Origin of the sequence: Paractinoplanes brasiliensis (assembly GCF_004362215.1) — a bacterium.
In the GTDB taxonomy this organism is placed as follows: Bacteria; Actinomycetota; Actinomycetes; order Mycobacteriales; family Micromonosporaceae; genus Actinoplanes; species Actinoplanes brasiliensis.
On sequence record NZ_SNWR01000001.1, the window covers coordinates 3,572,262 to 3,594,251 of the forward strand.

The window sequence follows — 21,990 nt, forward strand, 5'->3', positions numbered from 1 at the left end:
CGCGCGTCGGAACCGCAACGCCTCGGCGCGACGGCTTGCTCACGCCGGGCAGCTTTTCGCACTTGTGCAGGTCTTTTTCCCCCTCCACAGGCGGGAACTGCGAAATGCCTGCTCGGCAAGGCAGAACCTTAGCCGCCCCGGCGAGTTGTACACAGGCTGTGCACAGGGCTACCCACAGGATCGGGCGGGATGTCCACAGGTTGTCCCGAGGCTCGTCCACCGGTGCGGTTGGGCAGGTCGGGGGCCGGTTCGTAGAGTGGGTCGGCCGCGAGCGCGGGGCTTGATCGGGAGATTTTCCTGATCATGATCGGAGTCAGCCGAAAGTGTCATACCCGGGTTGTTTGATCTGGGGTGCGCGAACGGCGAGCTGAGGAGGTCCGGGGTGTCGATCACCGACGAGACGCGGCCGCCGGCCACACCGTCCGGAGGATCCGGTGGCGGGCCGGGCGGTGGCGCGCCCTCGGGTGGCGCCTTTGACAAGTCGCCGCCCCAAGACGTCGCGGCTGAGCAGGGCGTTCTCGGCGGCATGCTGCTCTCCAAGGACGCGATCGCCGACGTCGTGGAAATCCTCAAGACGCAGGACTTCTACCGTCCGGTCCACGCCACGATCTTCGACGTCATCCTCGACCTGTACGGGCGCGGGGAGCCCGCCGACGCGCTGACGGTGGCCGCCGCCCTGGCCGACTCGGGTGATCTGCAACGCATCGGCGGCGTGCCGTACCTGCACACCCTGATCGAGAGCGTGCCCACCGCCGCCAACGCCGCCTACTACGCCCGCATCGTCGGCGAACGGGCCATCCTGCGCCGCGTCGTCGAGGCCGGCACCAAGATCGTCCAGCTGGGTTACGGCGCCAACGGCAACGGCGGCCGTGATGTGGACGACATCGTCGACCTGGCCCAGCAGGCGATCTATGACGTCACCGAGAAACGGGTCAGCGAGGATTACGCCGCCCTCGGCGACATGCTGCAGCCCACACTCGACGAGATCGAGGCGGTGGGCGCGGCCGGCGGCGTGATGAGCGGCGTGCCGACCGGCTTTTCCGACCTTGACCGCCTGCTCAACGGCCTGCACCCCGGTCAGCTGATCATCGTGGCCGGTCGCCCCGGTCTCGGCAAGTCGACCGCCAGCATGGACTTCGCCCGCAACGCGGCCATCCGGCACAACTGCGCCAGCGCGATCTTCTCCCTGGAAATGAGCAAGATCGAGATGGTGATGCGACTGCTCTCGGCCGAGGCCCGCGTCCCGCTGCACGTGCTGCGTTCGGGCCAGCTCACCGACGACGACTGGAGCAAACTGGCCCGCCGCATGGGCGAGATCAGCGAAGCCCCGATCTTCGTCGACGACACCCCGAACATGAACCTCATGGAGATCCGGGCCAAGGCGCGCCGGCTCAAACAGCGCAACAACCTCAAGCTCCTGGTGATCGACTACCTCCAGCTGATGTCCTCGCCGAAACGCACCGAGAGCCGGCAGCAAGAGGTCTCCGAGCTGTCCCGTGGTCTCAAGCTGCTGGCCAAAGAGATCGAGTGCCCGGTGATCGGCGTCTCCCAGCTGAACCGTGGCCCCGAGCAGCGCACCGACAAGCGGCCCCAGCTGTCCGACCTGCGTGAGTCCGGCTCCATCGAGCAGGACGCCGACGTGGTCATCCTGCTGCACCGCGACGACTACTACGACAAGGAAAGCCCGCGGGCCGGCGAGGCCGATTTCATCGTGGCCAAACACCGGAACGGCCCCACCGACACGGTGACCGTGGCCGCCCAGCTGCACTTGTCCCGCTTCGTAGACATGGCCATCGTTTAGCGAGGTTGTAGGTTCTCACGAACCGTGCGACATTCTCAGACCTGATGCGACATGGATGCGACATGTCGCATCTTGGTGAGATTAGCAGGAATCCTGCTTATCCTCTTCCGATAGAAAAGCATTCGGGAGCTATGTCTCGTATGGCCTATATGGAGTAGGTGACTGATATGTGCGATACATCCATCGCTCAATAGGCTATAAGCGGATTCAGGTCTTAGCTGCCCAGTCACTTCGCGTGCTCGACTTGAGCGGTGGGAACTTCCGCCGGCGACGGCCTTCAAGGCGCGAGTGGTCGCTGCGCACTCGTTAGCCTTCGACGTGAAGATGGGAAAGTGGAGTCCGATCTTCCTTGGACTTCCGCTCCCGTTGAAGTGATGGCGTGTGCGGTGCCGTGGCGGGTGTTCCGGTGGTATCGAGGCCAGCGGCACTACTCCGGCTATTACTGGTCGAGTACCCAGAAACAGCACGTCACGTACGAGTCGCGGCTAGAACTGTCGCACCTGATTTCGGCCGATTTCGACCCGTCGGTGCAGGGGATAGTATCCCAGCCCTTCCTACTGGCTTTGCAGACTGACCCTGTACGAAGGCATGTACCGGACTACCTGCTGGTTACCAGCGGAAACCCGATCGTTATCGACGTGAAGCCTGCGCGGTACCTGGATCACCCCAAGATCGCTCCGACGTTGTCCTGGACGCGCGAAATCGTGGAAAGCCGGGGCTGGGAGTACCGCGTCTGCACCGAGCCACCGCCAGCCCGCATGGAAAACGTGCGTTTCCTGGCCGGATACCGGAGATCCTGGCTAATTCCCCAAGAACCTCTGGCGCGGCTGCGAAATGCGGATCTGAACGGGAGAACGCTCGGCGAAGCCTTCACGTGCCTGCCCGATCTCCCGGAACCCTACGTCCGAGCGGCCGTGCTTCACCTGCTCTGGACCGGCCACCTCGTCACTGACCTGGAGCAGCCGTTGGACTCCAGCCAGCAGATCTGGGAGCGGCGGTGACGGCCGCGGGTGTTCGGGTGGGTGTGGGTACCCGCGTCGCCTACGACGGTGAACTCCTTGAGGTGACCGAGGTCTTCAGCACCGTACACGGTGTCGAGGTCCTCCTTCTTGACGGCCGGCGTCGGCCACGCCGCATGGCGGTCCGTGACCTCCTTACTTCTGCTGCAGCCCGCATCCTGGCGCAAGACCCCGAATCAAGCGAGGACGACGGGGTTCCGGCCGCCACCTTGCTCGATCAACTGTCTGAATCCGAACGCAAGCAGGTTCGAGCCAAGGCTGCACATGTCCGGGAGGTGCTAACTGGCTACCGATCCGGCAGCGCTGAATTGGCATTGCCCGGCGAGCCTAGAGCCGGATATGAGGCCACGTCGGCCTTGGAAACCCGATACGCGACCAAATGCGCTGAACTGGGAATCCATCGAAGCACCATCATCCGTTGGGTCAGCGCGTACCGAGCCGGTGGCGAGGCCGCACTTGCGAGCGGCGTGAAGACGAAGAGAAAGGGAACTGACTACTCCACGTGGACCGAGATCGCTCTTGAAATCATGGCGGAGTACACCCCCGACTCTCCGCCGTCAAGGAAGATGGTCATCGCCAGGGCCGACGCACGTCTGAAAAGGCGCTACGGCGAAGACCGGCCGATGCCGAGTCGGGCCACCGGTTTCCGAATTTTGACAGAGCTTGAGGACCGGCTACCGACCTTCGACAAAGCCGCCAAACGCAATCGGGAGATCGCTGAACGACCCCGTGGGGTCTACGGCAAGCTGCGGCCGACTAGACCCGGCGAGTACGTCTTGATGGACACCACCAGGCTGGACGTGTTCGGGCTGGACCCGGTGACGCTGCAATGGTTGCAGGTCGAGCTGACGGTCGCCATGGACTGGTATACCCGGTGCATCGTCGGGCTAAGAGTCACCCCGGTCAGCACCAAGGCGATCGACGCCGCCGCCACTCTCTACCAGGTATTTCGCCCTAAGCCCGCCGGTGCCGGGTGGCCGGCGCACGCCGTGTGGCCGGATCACGGAATCCCCCGCTCCTTGCTGCTCGATCCGGAGGCCATCGATGGCCCGATGGCCTCCGGACGGGCGTCGCCAGCGTTGGCACCCGAGACCATCGTCGTGGACCACGGCAAGATTTATGTCTCCGACCATCTGACCAGCGTTTGTGCCCGATTCGGAATCTCAATTCAGCCGGCCCGGCTGCGCACAGGGCGCGACAAGGGGCCGGTGGAGCGCTTCTTTCGGACCATCCGTGAAGACCTCCTGCAACACCTGCCGGGGTACAAGGGCCCAGATCTTCACAAACGAGGTGAAAACCCGGAAGCAGACGCCTTCTTTTTCCTGAGCGAACTGGACGCCATCATCCGCGAATGGGTGGCCCTAGTCTATCACCACCGCTGCCACCGCGGGCTGGTCGATGCCTTTATCCCAGGGCTGGATCTGTCACCCGCCGCGATGTTCCAGCATGGGGTGGCCCGCGCCGGATACATCGAGGTTCCCCGCGACCGGGACCTTGCCTACCACTTCCTGAAAGTCGAATGGAGAACGATTCAACACTACGGCATCGACTGGGACAATCGCCGCTACAACGGAGAAGGTCTGAACGACTACCGGAACATTCATAGCCCATATGGTGGCAAGTACGCGGATAAGTGGCCTATCTACGTCGATGAAGATGACATCACCAGGGTATATTTCCAAGACTATAAGACAAAGGAATGGTCGACACTGACATGGGAGCACGCCCCGAACAGTGACATGCCTCTGAGTCGGGACGCCATGAGGTTCGGCCGGAAACTGGCAGCATCCAAGTACCGCTATCCAGATGATCAACTGGCCTTAGCCGACCTGCTGGATCGCTGGAAGCTCGGACTCGCAATGACGAAGGTCGAACGGCGTATCGCATTGCGCACGGCCCGGGAGCAGGCCGCTTTCGAGTTACCTGACAACGACGATGCGGTGCCCATGCTGCCGTCGGTCCGTAAGGCTCTGGGGCAGGACGCGCAGCCTGTCGATTCTGGTGAGGGCCAGGCACGGCAGGACGATCACGATGAAGCCGACAACCGCACGGAGCGGCAGCCGATGGCTGTCGTGCCGCCGGCGGACGAGGCGGGCGATGACGACGACGCTGACCTGGAGGGGCTTGTCCAGACGCACGAGGAACCCCTTCACGACTTCTACGACGATGCGCTGGAGGACGTATGAGCACTGCGGCCGTAGCCTCGGGGAAGCTCGCACTGGCAACGAAAGAGGATTGGAAAGCCTACGCGGAAAGCCCTCGCCGCATCCGCCCGGAGAACCTCACCCGGCGGCAGATCGATGCGCTTTCGTCGCATGAACTGGCGCGGTACGACCGGACGCGCCGCGAATGGCATGCGAATTTGGGTCCCATCAGGACTCCGCAACTTGACCGCCTACACGAAGACATGTGGGACATCGTCGACAGCAATCTACAGGATGGAGACAAGGCGCGCGGAGCGATCGCCGTCGAAGCGTTTCCCGGCCTTGGGAAGACCACGGCAGCGCTGTCTTTCGCCCGAACCTTTCACGTTCGTGAGATCAGCGAGTGCGGGGCCTTCACAGATGAGGGAAACGAGCGCATACCGGTCTGCCGGGTTGGACTCAACGGTGATACCGGAATCAAGGACTTCAACCGTTACATGCTGGATTTCTTCGCCCATCCCGGCCGACGTCGCGGCACCGCCGCCGAGTTTGGCAGTCGTGCACTGGAATGCGCCCTCAAATGCGGCGTACGGCTGATGGTGATTGACGACCTGCACTTCCTGCGATGGCAGCGCAAGAACGGCGAAGAGGTACGCAATCATCTCAAATGGATTGCAAACGAGTTTCCCGTCACCCTGCTGATGGTAGGCGTCGGACTGACACAGAAGGGACTGTTCAACGAAGGTGCCTCCCCTGCGGACGTGGTTTTTGCGCAGACCGCGCGACGCACGACCAAGCTGCAAATGGAACCGTTCAGTATCGACAAGGAGGAGGGCCGGCGTGCCTGGCGGAACCTGCTGCTGGCGATCGAGCAGCGGATCGTTCTCGCCGAGAAGCACCAAGGAATGCTCGCCGACGATCTGAGCGACTACCTCTTCGCCCGCAGCACCGGCCACATCGGATCACTGATGAGCCTGATCAATCGTGGATGCCAGCGTGCCATACGAAAGGGCCGCGAACGTCTCGACCAGGGTCTGCTAGACGGGGTGAGGATCGACGAGGCCGCCGAGGCGGCGCGCCGCGAGATCGAAATCGCCATGGCGAATGCCAAGATCACCAGCCGCCCGCGGCAGAGCCGGAAACGCGCGGCATGACGCCCGGGCCGCGAACGCTGCCGATACGCCTGGCACCGGTCGACGGAGAAGCCCTCGACTCCTGGCTCGAAGTCCTGGCCGATCGCTCGTCCAGCCCTCTCGGCAGCCTCATGGAACACCTGATGTTTCCGGTGCGCCAACGTGTCGGTAACACCGCGCGGGACATCCCGTCGGACTGGACGATCATGCTGCGCGATGCCGAGGTCACCAACGTTGCGACGGCAAGCGGGCTCTCCCTGGAGAGGCTTCACGCCATGACGCTCGCCTATTACGACCAGCGCGCTGTGCGCCTGGACCGAATACGGCGGCAGGTGCAGCGACGAGTCCTCTGGGGACGCGCCCGTGGCTCCCGGTACTGCCCCGACTGCCTGCGCGGTCCGGCCGGCCGAGGCCGATGGCAACTGTTCTGGCGGCTCGGCTGGGCTTTCGCCTGCCCGACACATGAACGGCTTCTGGCCGACAGATGCCCTGAGTGCGGCAAAGTCCAGCGACTGCGACCACGCACCGGCAAGGATGTTCCCCAGCTCGCCTACTGCGACACGCCGTTCGACGGATGCGGAGCCGACCTCACCCGGACGGCCACCTTGCGCCTGGTGTCCGAGCACCCGGCTCTGGCCGCCCAGCGCCGGATCACCTCAATGATCGACGCAGGCACCGTCGGCTCTGGTCCTTACCAGGCACAGCCACAGCCGGTCGCCGTCGCTCTCACCGACATCCGTGCCGTGGCGGCCCGCGTCCTCGCAGACCTGCCGCCCGCGCAACTCACCGACCTGCTGCCCGGCGACCTCGTCACCGCCTACGAGTTCACGCTGGCCGGCCACGAGACAGCAACGGCTTCTTCACCCCGGAGGGAACCCGAGGTCCGGCCCGGGTTCATGGCTCCGGTACACGCCGCGAGCGCAGCGGTCGCCGTGACGATCGCCGTACAGGTCATCGACCACGACCTGCCCGGTAGCGGCGCGGCGCTACGGGACCTGCTGGCCCGGATGCGCGAGAACCTCGGCCAGATCAGCGCGACCAGCATCGATCAATGGGGGCGGGGGATCAGCCCGGTTCTCAAAGCCGTCCATCTCGCTGCCGTCGCTGACTCGATGCGGCCCAACGAACACCTGCGCTACCGGACGGCCTCGGATCTGCCCGCCCGTCCGCATGCCGGCCGCCGCACGGTCGAGACCCGAGCGCAGCGCACGCCGAGCGTCCTTTGGCCTGCCTGGCGCATCCGGCTCAGCCCCGTACGCGGCGCGTACCCTCGTACCCTCGGCCCGATCCTGGCCGCTTGCCTGATGATCGTCGGTAACACCGTCCTGCTCGACGCCGCAGCCGGCCTGCTCGACGACGTCACGACTGGCAGCGACATCTCCCGCATTCTCCAAAAACTCCACGACGAGCCCACCTGGCCGGACATCGCCACGGCACTCACCCGGCTCGCCGACTACCTGGACAGCCACCCCACACCCATCAACTACCATCGCCGGCGCACCCTCGACTACAACTACCTGCTCCCGCACGAGTGCTGGCGCGACATATGCCGCAGTCTCGGGGTCCAACCAGGGACAGGCCGGCGCGAACGCCTGGTCCGCGCTCACCTCGTTCACCGCATCAGCGGTCTCCCTGAAGAAGACGCCCCCGGCTACCGCATCGATGACCAGGCCAGATTCCGGGCACAGACCGCCGCCCTGAGCATGTTTGTCCAGACGCCCGAACTCGCCGCCGCGCTGAACGCCGAGGCCACACGATTCCTCGCCACGTACCGCATCTACGGCGAGCCGCTGACCTGGCAACCTCCGATCGGCCTGCTCGACGGCCTCGATCTTCCTGGCCCTGATCCTGCCCGGGTCGACCTGGAGCAACTGCACGATCTCGTGCGCGAGCCGGGCCAGACGCCAGGCTCGGTCGCCGAAACGCTGGGGACCGACATCGAGGTGGTCCGGTTCCTGCTGGCCGAGCACCCGGCGGTCCCCGCGCCACGCTCGCTGACCGCCGATCGGGCTACCGGGCAAATCATGGTGCGCGCCCGCCGGAAGTTGCCGCCCCGTCTCTTCGCCGAGATCTACCTGGAGCAGAACACGTCGCTGCGGCAGATGGCGGACTCCACCGGATGCTCGCGTCAGACCTTGGCCCGGCTCGCCGCGGAGTACGACATCCCGCTGCGCGACGGCGGAGCCCCGGCGCGGCACGACCCCGTCGACCGGGACTGGCTCTACGAGCAGTACGTCAACCAGAAACGCCCCTTTCCCGACCTTGCAAGGGAAAAGGGAATGAGTACGACCCAAATGGAACGATGGGCGCGAGAATACGAAGTTCCGCGACGACCCCGCGGCGGGGCGAGCCACAGCGCCCGCCTGCGTGACCAGGGAACGGCCGCCGGTGAGACCACGAAATGAGGATCTTGTTGGGGTTCCGGTGAGTACGTGACGGGTGCGGAATTGGGCGCTGTAGGTGGGTCAAAAGCGTTCGCGTGCCCGATGCCTGCCCCGGTAGCCTGAACCGTCCAAATACAGAAGATTGTGACCGGTCCAAGGGGGAACTGAGCCATGAACGCGGCGGCCCAGCAGGATCAGGTCAAGCGTCTCGGCCGCGCCGTGGTGTTCGTCCACCAGCACGACCACAAGATCACCGACCCGCTAGTGCGGTCTCAGATCGAGGTCCTGCTGATCACCGGCCGTGCGATGGACCTCGCGGCACGGCTCCGCGGCCATCAGGACTTCGTTCCGCTGACCCATGAACTGGTCGTCGGGTACGCCGGATACGCGAGTATCGGGACGCTGGAGCTGTTCACCATCGTGCTGCCGGCGCTGAAGAACGCGAACCTCATCGACTACCGCGTGGATACCACCGGGCACATCATCGGGCTGGACGAGTACGTCGGGGTGTCTGCGACCCTGACCGAGCAGACCGTCCAGGTCCTCAACGTGCTGAAACCCTCCCGCGCGGGACTCGCGTTCCTGCACTCGGTGGAGGTCGGCGCGATCGCGCCGCTGGCCGAGAGTCAGCACCTGCAGGAGATCGTCAAGCGAGGGTTCACCGACGTCGAGGCGACCGAAGCGCTGCGCCTGACCCGCGCCGCGAAGCTAAACCTGACCACGCCCTCGGCGGATCTCAACGAGAAGGTCGTCTACAGCCCCTATGTGTGGGGCACGAAGCAAATCTCGCTCGCGAAGTTCCTTCAGGGCCTGCCGCCCAACGAACGCGACGCGCTGCTCGGTATGTCCGAGCAGGTGCTGTCCACCCCTGGGCTGCACATGTCGAAACTGGCGGCACCGCCTGGCATCATCCGCAGTGCCCAGAACGTGGGCTTGATCCAGGCCGCGAGCGTGCAGTCCGCGACGGGCGCGAGTTCGACCTACGTCTTCTCGCCCCTGCTGGAGGCCGTCGACGACAACTGCATTACCACTGAGGCTTTCCACTTGCGCAAACTCTTCGTCGCTCACATCCTGTTCGGCCACGAGAAGGCGGTGGCCGGTCGCGGGCGGATCAGTAGCCCCGCCGTTCTGGTCGACCGCCTTATCCGCAGGGGACGCGTCGGCCCGGCCACTAACATCGGGACGGACTACCACCTGCTGGAAGCCGCCGGTGTCGTCTCCGTCGACGATCAGGGCGACCGGCCCTTCCTGCGCCTGGTCAAGCCAGAGATCGCCCAATCGGGACTAGAGTGGATCAAGAGGATCACCGACCCCGCTGGTGACGCGAGCGTCACGTTGAGTCAGCGACCGACCGGCTTCGTCAAGCCCGAGGACTCCCGCACCGGCGGCGGCGAAGACCCCGCCTCGCAGGAGATCCTCGCCGCCTCGATCAACGAACTCCGAAAGGAGACGCAGCGTGCCGCGCGCCGAGACGACCCGTGGTCTTGAACCTGGAACCCTGGCCGAGGTCCGTGTCGCGCAGGCGTGGTTCTGGGACGGCTTCTACGTGCGCCGGGGCATCGACCTGCAGCACCGCTTCGGCCCGGACGTCACGACGGTGACGGACCTGGACATCCTCGGGTACGCGTTCGACACGTCGCTCGGCTTCCGCAAACGCATCGGCGAGGTTAAATCCGGCAAGTCGAGTTCCACCCCCCGCCCACTGGACCGCGCGATCTGGGTCCACGGCCTGCAGGGGCTGGTCGGCGCGGGCAGCGGCGAGGTCACTACCGCGTTCTGGCCCACGGGCACGATCCGCGACGCCTGCCGCACACTGGGCGTCACCGTCCAGCACCTCGACGACCTCGCCGCCCGCGAGCAGCGCTTGCGCATTGGGGCATTCGACGACCTGGGTTCCCAGGGCGTGAGCATCGCGATCCTCCGCAAGGATGTCCAGGCGTTCGTCAAGACCGACAGTGTTCTCGAACGCGGGTTCTGGTTCCTGGCGTCCGAGGTGTGGTTCCTGGAACCACTCGACGCCCTGAAGCGAACCCTCGGACTGATCCGCGAATTGTCGCGGCTCTGGCCGCCGAGCGGGCACCGGCAAGCCGAAGAGGCCGCGCGCTGGTTCTTCGCCGAGGCGATCTCCATCGCCACGCTCAACCTGGCCATCGTCGCGGGCGAGGCCAACACGATGGATGCGGCGACGTTCAAGCAGACCGCTGCGGCCCGTCTCGCCACCGGCGACGTCTCCTATCACGCAATGCAGAAACTCTCCGAGCACGTCGACGAGTATCTCGGCAAGATCCTAACGTCGCTGGACGCACCGGCCGACGTCAGAATCAGCGCCATGGGGGCGTTCGCGCCCTCGCCGCCGGACTACACCGAACCGCTGCTCGAACTGATCTCCCGGCTGGCGGCCAGTGCGGGAGGCACCGCACGCCTGCCGCGGCAGATGGACCTGATCATCTTCGAGCGTCTGGTACGACGCCGTGACGCGCCCGCCAAAGCTCGCCATCGCCTAGGAATCGCGACGGGCACCGAGCGGATGATCACTCTCGTCGGCGCGTTCCTGCGCGGCCAGTTCGACCTTCCGGCACCGGTGAACGACGCGCTGGCAGTCAGCCGGTTCGACCATGCGGACGAGTCCGCCGACGAAACTCAGGGCACCCTGTTCGAGCGCGCTGGCGAGACGGAACCGAACGACTCCACCGGGAACTGACCATCGAAACCTGACACCCCTGACGGCGGTCTGCACCAGCCGCCGGACGTACAGAGGCGATCCGGTCTGGATCGTGTGGACCTCGGCGATCGTTCGTGCGCAAGCCAACGGCGGTTGAGAAAATGAGGATGTGACCCACAACCCAGACGGTGACCCCGCCGCGTTCGATTCCACGGACCTCGACGCAGTGGACGCCTGGCTCGACGACCCGGTCGTAAACGCACTACATGAAGACCTCGGGCGACAGTTTCGTGCGCTCCCACCCGAGCAGCAGTTGGCCGGACTCATTCCGGAGCTGGAGAAAGCGCAGGCACGGTACGACGAACTCGCCGACGTGGTCGCCGATGCGCCCGTCGACGATCCCCGCCGATTCCTGCTCGTTGCGATGGGTGAGCAGTTGGAGAAGTTCCGCGCCCGGATCAACGAACTCGGCGGAAACGCCTAGCCCGGTGGTGAGAAGCACCCAGCCGGCGCTCACCCGTGCAAGGCATCGATCGTGACAATGTCGCGGTTTTCAGATGAGTTGCTCCGGCAGCGGCACTCGACATGGTGAGGGTCACGCCGATGGCGCACCGAACCGTTTGACAGCGCTGCCGGCGGTTCTAGGTGGCATGCGCCCTTCCCTCCCGCCTCTAATCGTGGCCGGCGCGCCAACTGCGTGGTTTTCACCGTGGCGCAGCCCGCCCTGCGGGAGCCAGGACCGCCGGAACCGGATCAGGACTGACTCTTGGCCCACGAGTAGGTGATGAGCAGGGCCAGTACGGCGATGAAGCACCAAATCATCCCCCACCGGAACGAGTGCCACGACCAGCCTCCTTTGGGTACCTGCGTGGCTGCCCGCACCTCCTGCGCCGCGGTCTCCAACGCCCGAGCGGTGTCCGCCATGTCGGCGATGCGGGCCGAGGCGTCGGCCAACTGCCGTACGGATTGGTGGGCCCCTTCGACACGCTGAGCAGCCAGTTGAAGTTCCTCGCTCGCTCCCTCGACGGCCTGCATTCTTGTCACCGTGTCCGACAACTGCGTGTTGACGTCGTCGAATCTGCGCAGCGCCGCGTTGAGTGACTCGACGGAGTAGGGCAGGTCCTGCAGTCCGCTGGACGAGTACATGAGCATCTCGGCGGAGTCCGGCAGCCCGCTCAGATTCTGCGCGGAGTAGCTCAAGATCTCGGCGCTGGTGGGTAGATGCCGTAGGTCTTCGGCGGAGGACCTGAGCGACTCGGCGGTCTCGGCGTCAAGGTACGGCCGGGTGAAGGCGTCGGCGACAAGTTGCTTGAGCAGCCCCAGGGTCTCGGCCCCGATGCCGTGAACCTTGGTCAGGGCGGTGGTCAGGTCGGCGTGCGTGTCGTCGATCGCGTCGGCCAGGATCGCCGTGAGCCGGTCTTGGGTCAGCCAGTCGATCTCGTCGAGTTCATCCGACAGGTCACCCTCGACCTGCTCCTTCCACTCGGTGAGCAGGTCGACGGTGTATCGGCGCTCGTTGGCCTTGCGGTCGACGACCTTGTGGTGCGGCTCGCAGAGCAGGATCAGGTTGCGGAAGTGATTGCGTTCGGGGTCGGTCATCGTCGCGTCGTACCGGGCACTGGTCCGCTTCAGTCCGCGGATGTGAGCGATCTCGACCTTGACCTCCCACTCTTCGTTCACGAAGCGCATCACCCGGGTCTGGCATTCGGGCATGTAGCAGTGCCCCCGGCTGAGCATGAACAGGGCCTTCTCGCAGCCCGGTGAGTAGTTGCGATCGCCCATCGATACCTCTCTAGCCCTTAGACCCACGACCGCCAGAACCGTAAGCGATGGGTATGACACGAGAGGTGATCTTTGTTGTGCGGCAGAACGGTCGGATGCGCGAGCCGGAACTCGATGAACGCGTGCCTCTAACGACTCGATCGGCATCCAAGAATCGCATCGGAGCAGGCACGACGCCGGCCTTGCAGGGAGTCCAGTCCGGTGGTGGTCCGCGGCTGCCGATACCCCGTGTCATCGAGCCTCTGATGTAAGGACCCGCTATGTCTGAGTTTCAGGATTGTCCCGAACACGTCCAGCCCGCCGGGGACCACGCCGGCGCGCCGGGCGTTGACGGTCTACGGCTGCCGGCGGCGGTGATGGCGCACGTAGCAGAACTGCGTAAGGAGCGCAAAAAGGACGATGAGCCCGAGCCCCACGGTGACTGGGCGATGTTGGTCGACGTCGGGGCGGCCTACCACGACTCCCCGGACAGCCTCCCCCGCACCGATGAGATGCAGGCCCTGCACCGGACGGTGCGATCCGAACTCGCCGACCTGGACCTGGACGAGATCACCGCCCACAACGGGTGGGACTTACGGCCGCTGGAGGCCGTGGCCTGGCGACATGCCCTGCTCAGGTCCCAGCCCGGCTACAACACGCTGCAACCACTCGCGGTACGCGGAACACACGTGCGCGCGATCGCCTCCTGGAAAGCAGCCGGAGCCACGATCACCGATCTCGACCCGTACGACCCCGCGACGGCCTGGCTGCGCGCGGGCGTACCGCTCGACGACATCGCCTTGTGGGAGAACGCCGGCCACGGGAAGTTCCTCGACCGGCCGAACCTGTCCGCGTTCGTGGGCGGATGGGGAACCCTGCAGTACGCCGCCGAACTGGAGACGATCTGGCAGCGTGCCACCGCGGCAGGAGCCGTCCAGGGACCGTGCCGCGCCCTCGAACTGGGCTTCATGATGCTGTTCGTGAACGTCGGCCCACCCGCGCTGGCCCGCTACCTGGACATGTGCGCTCCCCACACGGTCACCGCGCAGGAAGCCACCGCCTACTTCCGGAGTTTCCTGCTCTACCAAAACGACCGGTGGTACGAGTACCGGGACGCCTGCGAACAGGGCCTCACCGTGGACGAGATGCGGATACGCCACGCCCGCGACGTCGCACGCCGCCACCGGTCGAGCACCGTGGAGCCCGCCCGGTAGCGGCCTTCCCGGGTGAGGCCCAGCCCAGCAAACCACTCCTCGCGCGCGGTCCAGGCTGCCACGCGCCTCGGCCAGGCCGCGAGCAGCGGTCTGCCGGGCCCACCCGCCCTGGACATCGACGGCTGCGGCGACGATGCCGTTCACCGGAAACGCCTCTTCACCGACCTTGCCCCGGGAGCCGAGAACCGGCCGTGTGTTCCGCCGGCCCTCGACTGCCGTCCGGCAGCCGGTGCCACGGTCTCCACCTCCACCAACGGCGGCCCGGCACGCCCGATCCGGCGTGCCGGCGACCCCTGTTTCCACTGTCGGCGGTGTGATTCAGCGAACAGGAGCCCGCGTACCGAGGTCATACACCAGACGACACGGCCCACCCGAGTAGACCCTCGTGGCCAGGCCCCGGGGACCCTCCTATAGGCCGGTCCGAGATCGCGAACTTCTGCCCGACCAGGGATTACATACAGTCACCGTCGGCCGGGGTGGGGGAAGGGCCCGGGAGTGTACAGCGAGGGTCCGACAAGAATAACGGCGTTGGAACATGATGTGGTCTGAGCGGTGGATATCCACAACATGGTCCACAGGATGTGGACGTGAGTGAACCCTCGACATGCATGCGCGTCGTTGACTACACAGCGCAGCCGTATTACGGTTCGTGTCGGTCCAAATGCGAAAGACCCCGGCACAGGACGTCGAGGGTCGACATCCCGTCCGGGGTCTCTGCTGCTTGGTAGGCGGCTTGACCTTAACGGACGTCTCACTGCACCCACCAGGGTTTAGTGGACTTTCTCATGGTCGGGTAGAGATCGCGGCGGTCCACCGTGTCCGGGCGAGGGTCCCGGCACGGAGGAAGGTACTCACCGTGCGCTTCGGGGAACACTACGAGATCGTCCGGTCGGAAGCCGACGACTGGTTCGACCCGTACCTGGCGACCGACACCCCCCTGTGTGTAGAGCCCTTCGCCATCTGGGCCGACACCGAGGACCTGTGGTTCGGCGCTCACGACCACGTCCTGGACTTCTTCGCCATGGTCTTCGACCTGGTGCGCGAGTCCGACGGGAACACCGCCTCGCTGGCCTGGAAGAAGGCCCAGGCACTGATGCTGTTCCCCGAGCCGGCCGAGTTCTGCCTCGGCGTCGCCGCCGGGTCCCCCAACGGCAATGGGGCCGGAAAGGTCCTCCAGGAGGGCATGCTGGAAGGCGTGCGCACCGCACTGGGGCTCGGGTTCGACAACGTCCCCCACATGGAGATGCTCGCCCTCTTCCAGGGCGGCATGGGCCTGGACCGCATCAGCGATGCGGTCTGCAACGTCGCCAAGAGCTTCTTCATCACCTACACCCAGCAGGTCGCCCGCCGGCACAACGTGCCGACCGAGACGTTCCGGGTCCGCAACGCGACCTGGGACCCGGCCACCGCCATGTGGCGCGACGCCGAGGTCGACCTGCCCGCCAACCCCTATACCTCCCGCCGCATCCCGGTGCTGCTGGTCCCCAAGCGGTTCCTGCGCGACATCCCGGTAGTGACCGCCGACGGGTTCTGGAAGTTCGCCTGGAACGGGCACGCCGAGGAACTGCGGACCCACTTCAACTACGACATCGCCCGGCACGTCGACCGCCGGGAGAAGGCGAAACTGGCCCGGCAGAACCCCGCCATCGTCGCGGAATACCTGACCTCGCTGGAGCACGAAGACCACCCGCCCTACGACGTCGACCGCGACCCCAACCTGCGTACCTCATGGTGGGAGCGCGGTGGCGCGATCGCCGCGACCGCGAAGACGTCGTTCGTCCCGGAGGACCCGGCACAGTTCCCGGACTTCGTCGGCACCGTCATCGACGTCTTCAAACGCGGTGTCGAGCGCGAGGGCGAGTGGCAGCAGTTGTGGCACAACAACTTCGCGTACGGCGAGAAGAAGGTCCAGATGGTCTTCCGCGCGTGCGTCAAGCACTACTGCAAGGCCAACGACGTCGCGGTCGCCGGCGAAGCGAACGCCGGCCGCGGCCCGGTCGACTTCGAGTTCGGCCGCGGCTGGATGGCCCGCTCCGTCGTCGAGCTGAAGCTGGTCTCCAACACCCGGTTCTGGGACGGCATCCTCGCCCAGACCCCGGAGTACGCCATGGCGGCCGACGTCAACATCGCCTACTTCGTGGCCGTGGCCTTCACCGACGCCGAGATGGCCGACAGCCTGACCGCCAAGGTCGAAAAGGCCGCCCGGATCGCCTCGCAGCGCCACAACGTCGAGGTACGGACCGTCATCGTCGACGCCCGCCAGCGGCCCTCGGCGTCGAAGCTCAAGCCGCCGCAGGAAGTCCGCGACGAACTGCACCGTCCGGACGAAGACGCCGCGGCCTGACCTGTCGCACCGCCGGGCGTTGGGGTGGCGGGTGCGCCCACCGCCCCAACGCCCGATCAAGTCACTTGTTTGCCGAACCTGGTATCAAGTTCTTCTGTATTCCATGTGGTCGATGATTTTGCTGCGATGCGCTCAACGAGTCGCGAACAGAATGCGGGAACGTTTATCAGCGCGACCCGCGGGGTGCGCGTATCGACGGCGTGGGCGGCAGGGTCACCAATGAATCGGACGGTGCGATTTTCGGCCTTTTCGGGGCGCGGTGGCCCGTAACCATGAAGGATGCTATTGCGAACGGCGTAGATGACTCGGGCGTCATGGTCTGGCACTCCATGATTGGTCAATAGTTGCACCCAACGCCGATTCACGTCGTCAGCAGTGGAAGTAAGCGTGTCGAGCACCACCATCCCGAGAGCAAGGCCGATCCACGATTCGGTTCCAGGGGCGACGCCTGTGACAGCATCACGGTGATGAGCAGTCGCATATCACGCAAGGCCAACACGAGCGTTGGGTATAGGCCGCTGTCCGACTCGGGGCACAGCAGCATCGCCGGCCCGGGTTCCGACCCCAGATCATGGTGGGTGGTCACCCGTCGACGCTATCTGCGCCTTGGTCAGCCGGTCGCGGGTTCGGCCACAACGTGGTGGATCTTGATCGACAAACCAGCCGATCGCCCGCCGGCCCAAGTCCGGAGACAAGCGGGGACCATCTGCCACGCCCGGCTTGTGAGCCACAAAGCGGTACCAAAGGATCGTGTGCCAAGACTTCGCCACAGGCAGAGCGGACCGCGGTCTCGACCGAAGCCGGATCGCCAGGCGGGAAGCGCGTGCCATCATCGGGGCATGGACCCTCACGAACTGCGTAAGCAAGTGATGAGAAAGACCCGTTACGGGCTGAACGTAGTAGCACTAGAACGGGACTTGGTGCCGCCTGAGGGGCCGCTCGACGTGGCACTCACCAACGGTCTGGCGGCGATCGTGGCATCGGAATTCCCCGGTGAGGAACGGGACTCGAAGGGCCGGATGTATGCGGCGAGCAAACTTCTCGAAATCCTGGAAGGCAAGGGGAAGAATTTCGATTTCACCACGTTGCGCGAAATATTGGAAATAACGCAGCCTCTCCGGCATGCTCGCGCGGACGACGAGTGGATACCTCTCTATCGCCGCCATTTGAAGGCGTTGACTGATCTCGACGATGAACCCGCCCTTCAGGCATTGTCCCTGGCTCGCCAGGCAAGCGGCGTCGAGAGCCTGCTTCGGCAATTGTATGAGAACGCGGCAATGGACGCGGCGGACCGCCAAGGGCTTCTGCCGGACGAGGATTTCCAGCCGCAAGTCGAGTTTGAATCCTGTGACGAATGCGGTCGTTCGACCTTTCTTCCCTCGGGATTCGATGACTACGGGGGCACGTCAACGGTAGGTCAGTGCTTTGCATGCGGCTACGAAAGGGATGCCGAGACAGCGGGGGAAATGGCCGTAAACACGCTATGGGACCAGCGTTACGAAAAGTCCTAGGCTTCGCTCCTCTCTGGAAGGAGAAGTACACCAACGGCTAAGGGGCCGGGCCGTGGCTGCTCAGGCGACATGCTTCAAGCTTGGCAGCCGTTGAGAAAGTCGCTGGACCGGCTTCGTAGGCTCGGATCATGCTGGTGCCGGGAACTCCGATGTGGAACATCACGCTTGATAACGAGGCGAATGACGCCGCCAGTCTGTTCTCCCATGGTCTTGCGATCACGGCAGGCATCCGCCGCGACTATCACGACGCGGTGGCGGCGATGTCGCTCCTGGCTCTGGGTACGGAGAAACTAGTGAAACTGACGATTGGCATCGCCCGTGTCGATCGTGGCGAGGGGTGGCCGTCGAGGCGCGATATGCGCAACCTCGGGCACGGCATCGTCGCCGCTGATGGTCATGCTCGGGCGACGCTCGATCTCAGCCGCAGCACCGCGCCGGTCCACCTGGACGAGCTGCGCCGGGCTGTCGAGGCGGACCCGGTCGTGACGGTGGTCCTTGCCGCTCTTGAGCGTTTCGGTGAGAACGGCCGCTTCTTCTTCCTCGACTCGCTGGGTGACAGCCCGCAGCAGACAACGTCACCGCACATGCTGTGGGCTGGCATGGTGTCTTCGATCATGCGGGCAGATCCGCAGATGACGGCGCGGATGACGACACCCGAGGAGATGGAGTCCCGGGCCGATCTGAACGAGGTGATCGTGGCCTCGTTGACCGGTTGGTGGGAGTTCTACCGGGCGGCGTGGACCACGGGCGCGATCGGCGAGAACGCCAAGAAGTATTCGCAGACGCTGCGACTGGCGGCGAACTAAACACAGCGCGGCAAGATCCGGCGTCTCAGCGACCCTCGCTCGTCCTGCCTGCCGGCATGTTCCACACCTCCTGGAGGGTGACCAGCACGGGCAGGGATTTCGAGTGCACGCTCTGACGGGGTCGCCGTAAGGTCTTCCGGTGGACACGCTCAGACCAGCGGAAACGCAGACGGCAGCCGCTCCTTTTTTCTCGGGACTGCTGCGTGTCCGTCCTGCGGTGCTTGACACGGGACCGCTGACGACCGATGTGATCGGCTCCGTCAAGCGCGGCGAGCCCTCGCCGCTCTGTCTGGCGATGCAGGCGGGTCTCGTCCGTGGCTACGCGGCGCACCATGTGTGGGCGGAGGTGCCCCGCGTGCTCGCCAAGCGTGCTGGTCAGGCCCGGGTGTCGTTCGAGGAACTGGAGCGGCTCTGGTGGGACGAGTACGTACCGCTCATCCGCGTCGTGGACTGCGCCGGCCTGCCTACGACCCGGCAGTCACGAGTTCTTGCTGGCCGTGACGACTCCGACACGAACACCCTCCTTCTGGCCGGGTTGATCGCGCCGGTGGTCGTCATCGCGGAGGACCGCGACATCGTTTCCAGCGGCCTCGCATACGAGCAGTGGACCCACTTCTACGAGGTGGCGCGGGCGATCGATGCCGGGAAGCGGCACCTGACGTCAGCGGCCTTGCTCGCCTCTCTCGGCGGTCACGGAGCTGCTGCTGCGGGCCGAGGCGTCGTCAGGTTGATGGCCAGCCCGGTGGGGAAAGGCGCGGTCGCGCTAACGATGCTGGCTCTGGCCGTTGCGGCTGTTCGATGGGGGCCTGACCTACGCGCGTCCTGGCGTCGCGGCGACGCGTCCCGCAAGGAGCTGATGACCGAGTTCGGCGTCCACGTCACGGCGTTCTTGCAGCGGCTGGAGCGAGCAGAAGGAGTCTGGAAGGACGCGGAGCGAGGCGAGCCGGGTACATCCGTAACGCACCGAGTCGCGACGGTGCTGGCATCGGCGGAAGCGCCGATGACGCGCACGGAATTGGTTGCGGCGCTGGACATGACAGACTTTCGGCGGGGTATGGATCAACTCGGTCACGTCCTATTCGCAGCCCCGGCCTTTGTCCAGGTGACTGGTTATCGCTGGCAGCTCGGTCGTGACGGGGTTGACTTCGGCCTCAGCGCTGGCCGCGTGCGGCAGGGTTAAGCAGGTGCTTTGCGTCATGGAGCTGGGCACAGAAGATCGTTCCAGTTCGAGCCGCAGACGAATGCGAGCCCGGGGCCGCTGCTGCGCTGGCGGATTGAGGGCCAGGAGATGGCGTGCTTCAAGAACCAGACTACTACCGCCCAGGGCACCGCCGCCTCCGCTGAGAAGGTGAAGCGGCGGCTTCCCTGACGTGCTCTGTGGAGACCTTGTCGGCTGTGTGACAGCCATGCAACTGAACCTCCCGGCATGGATGGGCGTTGATACGGTTGGCGGACCTTGCTGGGTGTGACTAGGGAGTAACGTGAACAGCGGTGTCGAGGAAGCCAAGCTGACTCTTCGGAGAGTGGTGGGCAAGTTCGCGTTGCTCTTCGCCTTCATCTATCTCTTGGCGCTTCTCGCTGTCTTCATCACGGCTTATCAGGGCGATGAGGTGCCCGTCAGCACGTGGCTCCTGCTCGTGCCGGCTGGTGTGGCGTTCGTCCCTGCCGTAGTAGATGCCGTCAACCTGCACCGAACCGAAGATCCCGTCAGGCTCAGCAAGCTCTGGAAGAGGTGCGGGCTCTTGGCGGTGAGTGGGATGGTCCTCCTGGTGGCCTCATCCTTTATTACGGATTGGATCAACTGATGACGTTCCGTGTGGAACCGGGCTCGCTGAGGTTGTACGCGGCCGAGCTTGCGGACGCATCCGGCGTAGCCGAGGCAACCCAGAACTATGCCAACAAGTGGGGATCGCTCACGCCGCATCAACTGGGCATCTTGGGGCAGGTGACCCAGAGGCATGAGAACTTCATGGAGGACTTGAACGAGACCCTGCTCAAGTTGGCGAAGGTCCTAGACACGTCGTCGGTGAATCTGCGGAGCGTGGCTGCTACCTACGAGCGCACCGACTCTGAGTCCGCTGCCCAGATCGATTCGAGCTACCCGACAGTGCAGAGGCCCATCACGTCGGCTGGGAGCTGAGATGGTCGATCCCACTGCTGCTTTGGTTGCTCCAGGTGAGCCCGATGCTTCGGCTGCCAACGGCTTCCCCGACCCTGGGGCACTCTTCAACTACGTGTCGCCTACGGCGTGGATCAACGCGGTGATCGATGGCCTGACGGGCTTTAACGCCATCGAATACTGCACACAGTGGGTGGGCGGGGACTGGGGAGCCATCTACAAGTTCGGCGACGCGCTGATCAGCATGGGCCAGTGCGCTGACCAGCTCGCTGTGAACCTTCAGCAGGGCATGTTGAAACTTGATTCAGGCTGGGATGGGAACGCCAACGACTCGGCGTACAACTACTTCACGTCGCTGTCGGCATCGGTGAGCGAGCTTCGTTTCAAGTTGACTGACCTCGGCGAGGAGTATCACAAGGCCGCGAATGGGGCCTGGGGTCTGGCGAATCAGCTCGGCAACCTGATCCAGGCGCTGGCGGACAGCGCCATCTTGGCCGGGATCATCGCGGGTGGTAGCACGGCGCTGATGTCCACCGGGGTGGGGGCGGTCGTAGGAGGCCCCGGATACGTGGCGGTGACGCTGATCGTCGCGGACATGTTGGTGATCGTCAACAAGATCTCGGTGATCATCCAGACGGGCATGATGGCCATCTTTGGGTCCTTCGGCCTGGCGATGGACATCGCCTACCAGGGTGGCAGCCTCGACTCCATCCCGCTGCCGTCGGCGGCGTACGCCGCTCCGGGAGCCTGACGTGCAAGAGCGTGGAGGAGAGGCAATTGACCGCGAGTTGGAGACGATGGCAGGCCGCTCGGGGATTGCCGAGGAGGTCAAGGAGAGCCTTCGGCGGATGAAGGATGGCTCGGCCGGTCCCGAGATGGCCGAGGTGGCGAGAGATTTGCTTGAGGGGCGTATCCGTCTGCGGGATCTCTCCATGACCGACGTGTACTCCGGCCCGCTCATGGACGCCATCGACAGGTACAAGCGGTGGGAGTCGGAACTGACGCCGGAACAACGGGACGCTCTGGCGGAGCAGGTGCGCGAGCGCTTCGGAGTTGACGTGAACGAGCTGCGTCGTTCGTGAAACCTCACCG

General features: G+C 64.9%; 19 protein-coding genes. 17 read left to right on the forward strand and 2 right to left on the reverse strand.

The window, feature by feature from the left end; translation table 11 throughout:
• Positions 1-382: 382 nt before the first annotated feature.
• The 8 genes from dnaB (at position 383) to C8E87_RS15985 (ending at position 11,627) form a co-directional block, all read left to right on the forward strand.
• Positions 383-1,801, forward strand: coding sequence for a replicative DNA helicase (gene dnaB / locus C8E87_RS15950; protein WP_133873831.1), 1,419 nt, complete (start codon positions 383-385; stop codon positions 1,799-1,801).
• Positions 1,802-2,133: 332 nt separating this feature from the next.
• Entirely contained in the window at positions 2,134-2,802 is a 669-nt protein-coding gene (locus C8E87_RS15955) for a TnsA-like heteromeric transposase endonuclease subunit (protein WP_203720666.1), read from the forward strand.
• Complete coding sequence (locus C8E87_RS15960) at positions 2,799-5,006, forward strand: TnsB C-terminal domain-containing protein (protein ID WP_133873832.1); 2,208 nt, start codon at positions 2,799-2,801, stop codon at positions 5,004-5,006. Before C8E87_RS15955 ends, C8E87_RS15960 begins: the two co-directional genes overlap by 4 nt.
• Positions 5,003-6,118, forward strand: coding sequence for a TniB family NTP-binding protein (locus C8E87_RS15965; protein ID WP_133873833.1), 1,116 nt, complete (start codon positions 5,003-5,005; stop codon positions 6,116-6,118). The genes C8E87_RS15960 and C8E87_RS15965 overlap by 4 nt, the downstream gene beginning before the upstream one ends.
• Entirely contained in the window at positions 6,115-8,502 is a 2,388-nt protein-coding gene (locus tag C8E87_RS15970; RefSeq protein WP_133873834.1) for a TniQ family protein, read from the forward strand. The genes C8E87_RS15965 and C8E87_RS15970 overlap by 4 nt, the downstream gene beginning before the upstream one ends.
• A 150-nt stretch (positions 8,503-8,652) precedes the next feature.
• Positions 8,653-9,969: a hypothetical protein gene (locus tag C8E87_RS15975; protein ID WP_203720665.1), complete on the forward strand. Its 1,317-nt coding sequence runs from the start codon at positions 8,653-8,655 to the stop codon at positions 9,967-9,969.
• Entirely contained in the window at positions 9,938-11,182 is a 1,245-nt protein-coding gene (locus tag C8E87_RS15980) for a DNA-binding response regulator (RefSeq protein WP_133873835.1), read from the forward strand. The genes C8E87_RS15975 and C8E87_RS15980 overlap by 32 nt, the downstream gene beginning before the upstream one ends.
• Positions 11,183-11,312: 130 nt before the next feature.
• Positions 11,313-11,627: a hypothetical protein gene (locus C8E87_RS15985; protein WP_133873836.1), complete on the forward strand. Its 315-nt coding sequence runs from the start codon at positions 11,313-11,315 to the stop codon at positions 11,625-11,627.
• 269 nt (positions 11,628-11,896) lie between these two features.
• Here the strand turns inward: C8E87_RS15985 and C8E87_RS43715 are convergent, their stop codons facing one another.
• Positions 11,897-12,925 carry a hypothetical protein gene (locus C8E87_RS43715; RefSeq protein WP_166661177.1) on the reverse strand — a complete coding sequence of 343 codons (1,029 nt, stop codon included), beginning with the start codon at positions 12,923-12,925 and terminating at the stop codon, positions 11,897-11,899.
• A 260-nt stretch (positions 12,926-13,185) separates the two neighbouring features.
• Between C8E87_RS43715 and C8E87_RS16000 the strand changes: the two genes are divergently transcribed.
• Both C8E87_RS16000 and C8E87_RS16005 read left to right on the forward strand, forming a co-directional pair.
• Positions 13,186-14,118: a hypothetical protein gene (locus tag C8E87_RS16000; RefSeq protein ID WP_133873839.1), complete on the forward strand. Its 933-nt coding sequence runs from the start codon at positions 13,186-13,188 to the stop codon at positions 14,116-14,118.
• Between the two features lie 856 nt (positions 14,119-14,974).
• Positions 14,975-16,462 (forward strand): DUF8370 family protein, encoded by a 1,488-nt coding sequence (locus C8E87_RS16005; protein WP_133873840.1) that lies wholly within the window; start codon positions 14,975-14,977, stop codon positions 16,460-16,462.
• 56 nt (positions 16,463-16,518) lie between these two features.
• Here C8E87_RS16005 and C8E87_RS16010 read toward each other — a convergent pair whose 3' ends face one another.
• Positions 16,519-16,866, reverse strand: a complete 348-nt coding sequence (locus C8E87_RS16010) for a hypothetical protein (RefSeq protein WP_133873841.1) — start codon at positions 16,864-16,866, stop codon at positions 16,519-16,521.
• Positions 16,867-17,301: 435 nt separating this feature from the next.
• Between C8E87_RS16010 and C8E87_RS16015 the strand changes: the two genes are divergently transcribed.
• From C8E87_RS16015 to C8E87_RS16045, 7 genes are all read left to right on the forward strand, one after another.
• Positions 17,302-17,973, forward strand: coding sequence for a hypothetical protein (locus tag C8E87_RS16015; protein WP_133873842.1), 672 nt, complete (start codon positions 17,302-17,304; stop codon positions 17,971-17,973).
• 128 nt (positions 17,974-18,101) lie between these two features.
• Positions 18,102-18,779, forward strand: coding sequence for a hypothetical protein (locus C8E87_RS16020; protein WP_133873843.1), 678 nt, complete (start codon positions 18,102-18,104; stop codon positions 18,777-18,779).
• Between the two features lie 139 nt (positions 18,780-18,918).
• A complete protein-coding gene (locus tag C8E87_RS16025; protein ID WP_133873844.1) occupies positions 18,919-19,959 on the forward strand; it encodes a PIN domain-containing protein in 1,041 nt (346 codons plus the stop codon).
• Between the two features lie 301 nt (positions 19,960-20,260).
• Positions 20,261-20,584, forward strand: coding sequence for a hypothetical protein (locus C8E87_RS16030; RefSeq protein WP_133873845.1), 324 nt, complete (start codon positions 20,261-20,263; stop codon positions 20,582-20,584).
• Positions 20,584-20,919, forward strand: a complete 336-nt coding sequence (locus C8E87_RS16035) for a WXG100 family type VII secretion target (RefSeq protein ID WP_133873846.1) — start codon at positions 20,584-20,586, stop codon at positions 20,917-20,919. The genes C8E87_RS16030 and C8E87_RS16035 overlap by 1 nt, the downstream gene beginning before the upstream one ends.
• Position 20,920: 1 nt before the next feature.
• Positions 20,921-21,649, forward strand: a complete 729-nt coding sequence (locus C8E87_RS16040) for a hypothetical protein (RefSeq protein ID WP_133873847.1) — start codon at positions 20,921-20,923, stop codon at positions 21,647-21,649.
• A gap of 1 nt (position 21,650) precedes the next feature.
• Positions 21,651-21,980: a hypothetical protein gene (locus C8E87_RS16045; protein ID WP_133873848.1), complete on the forward strand. Its 330-nt coding sequence runs from the start codon at positions 21,651-21,653 to the stop codon at positions 21,978-21,980.
• The last annotated feature ends 10 nt before the right edge of the window (positions 21,981-21,990 follow it).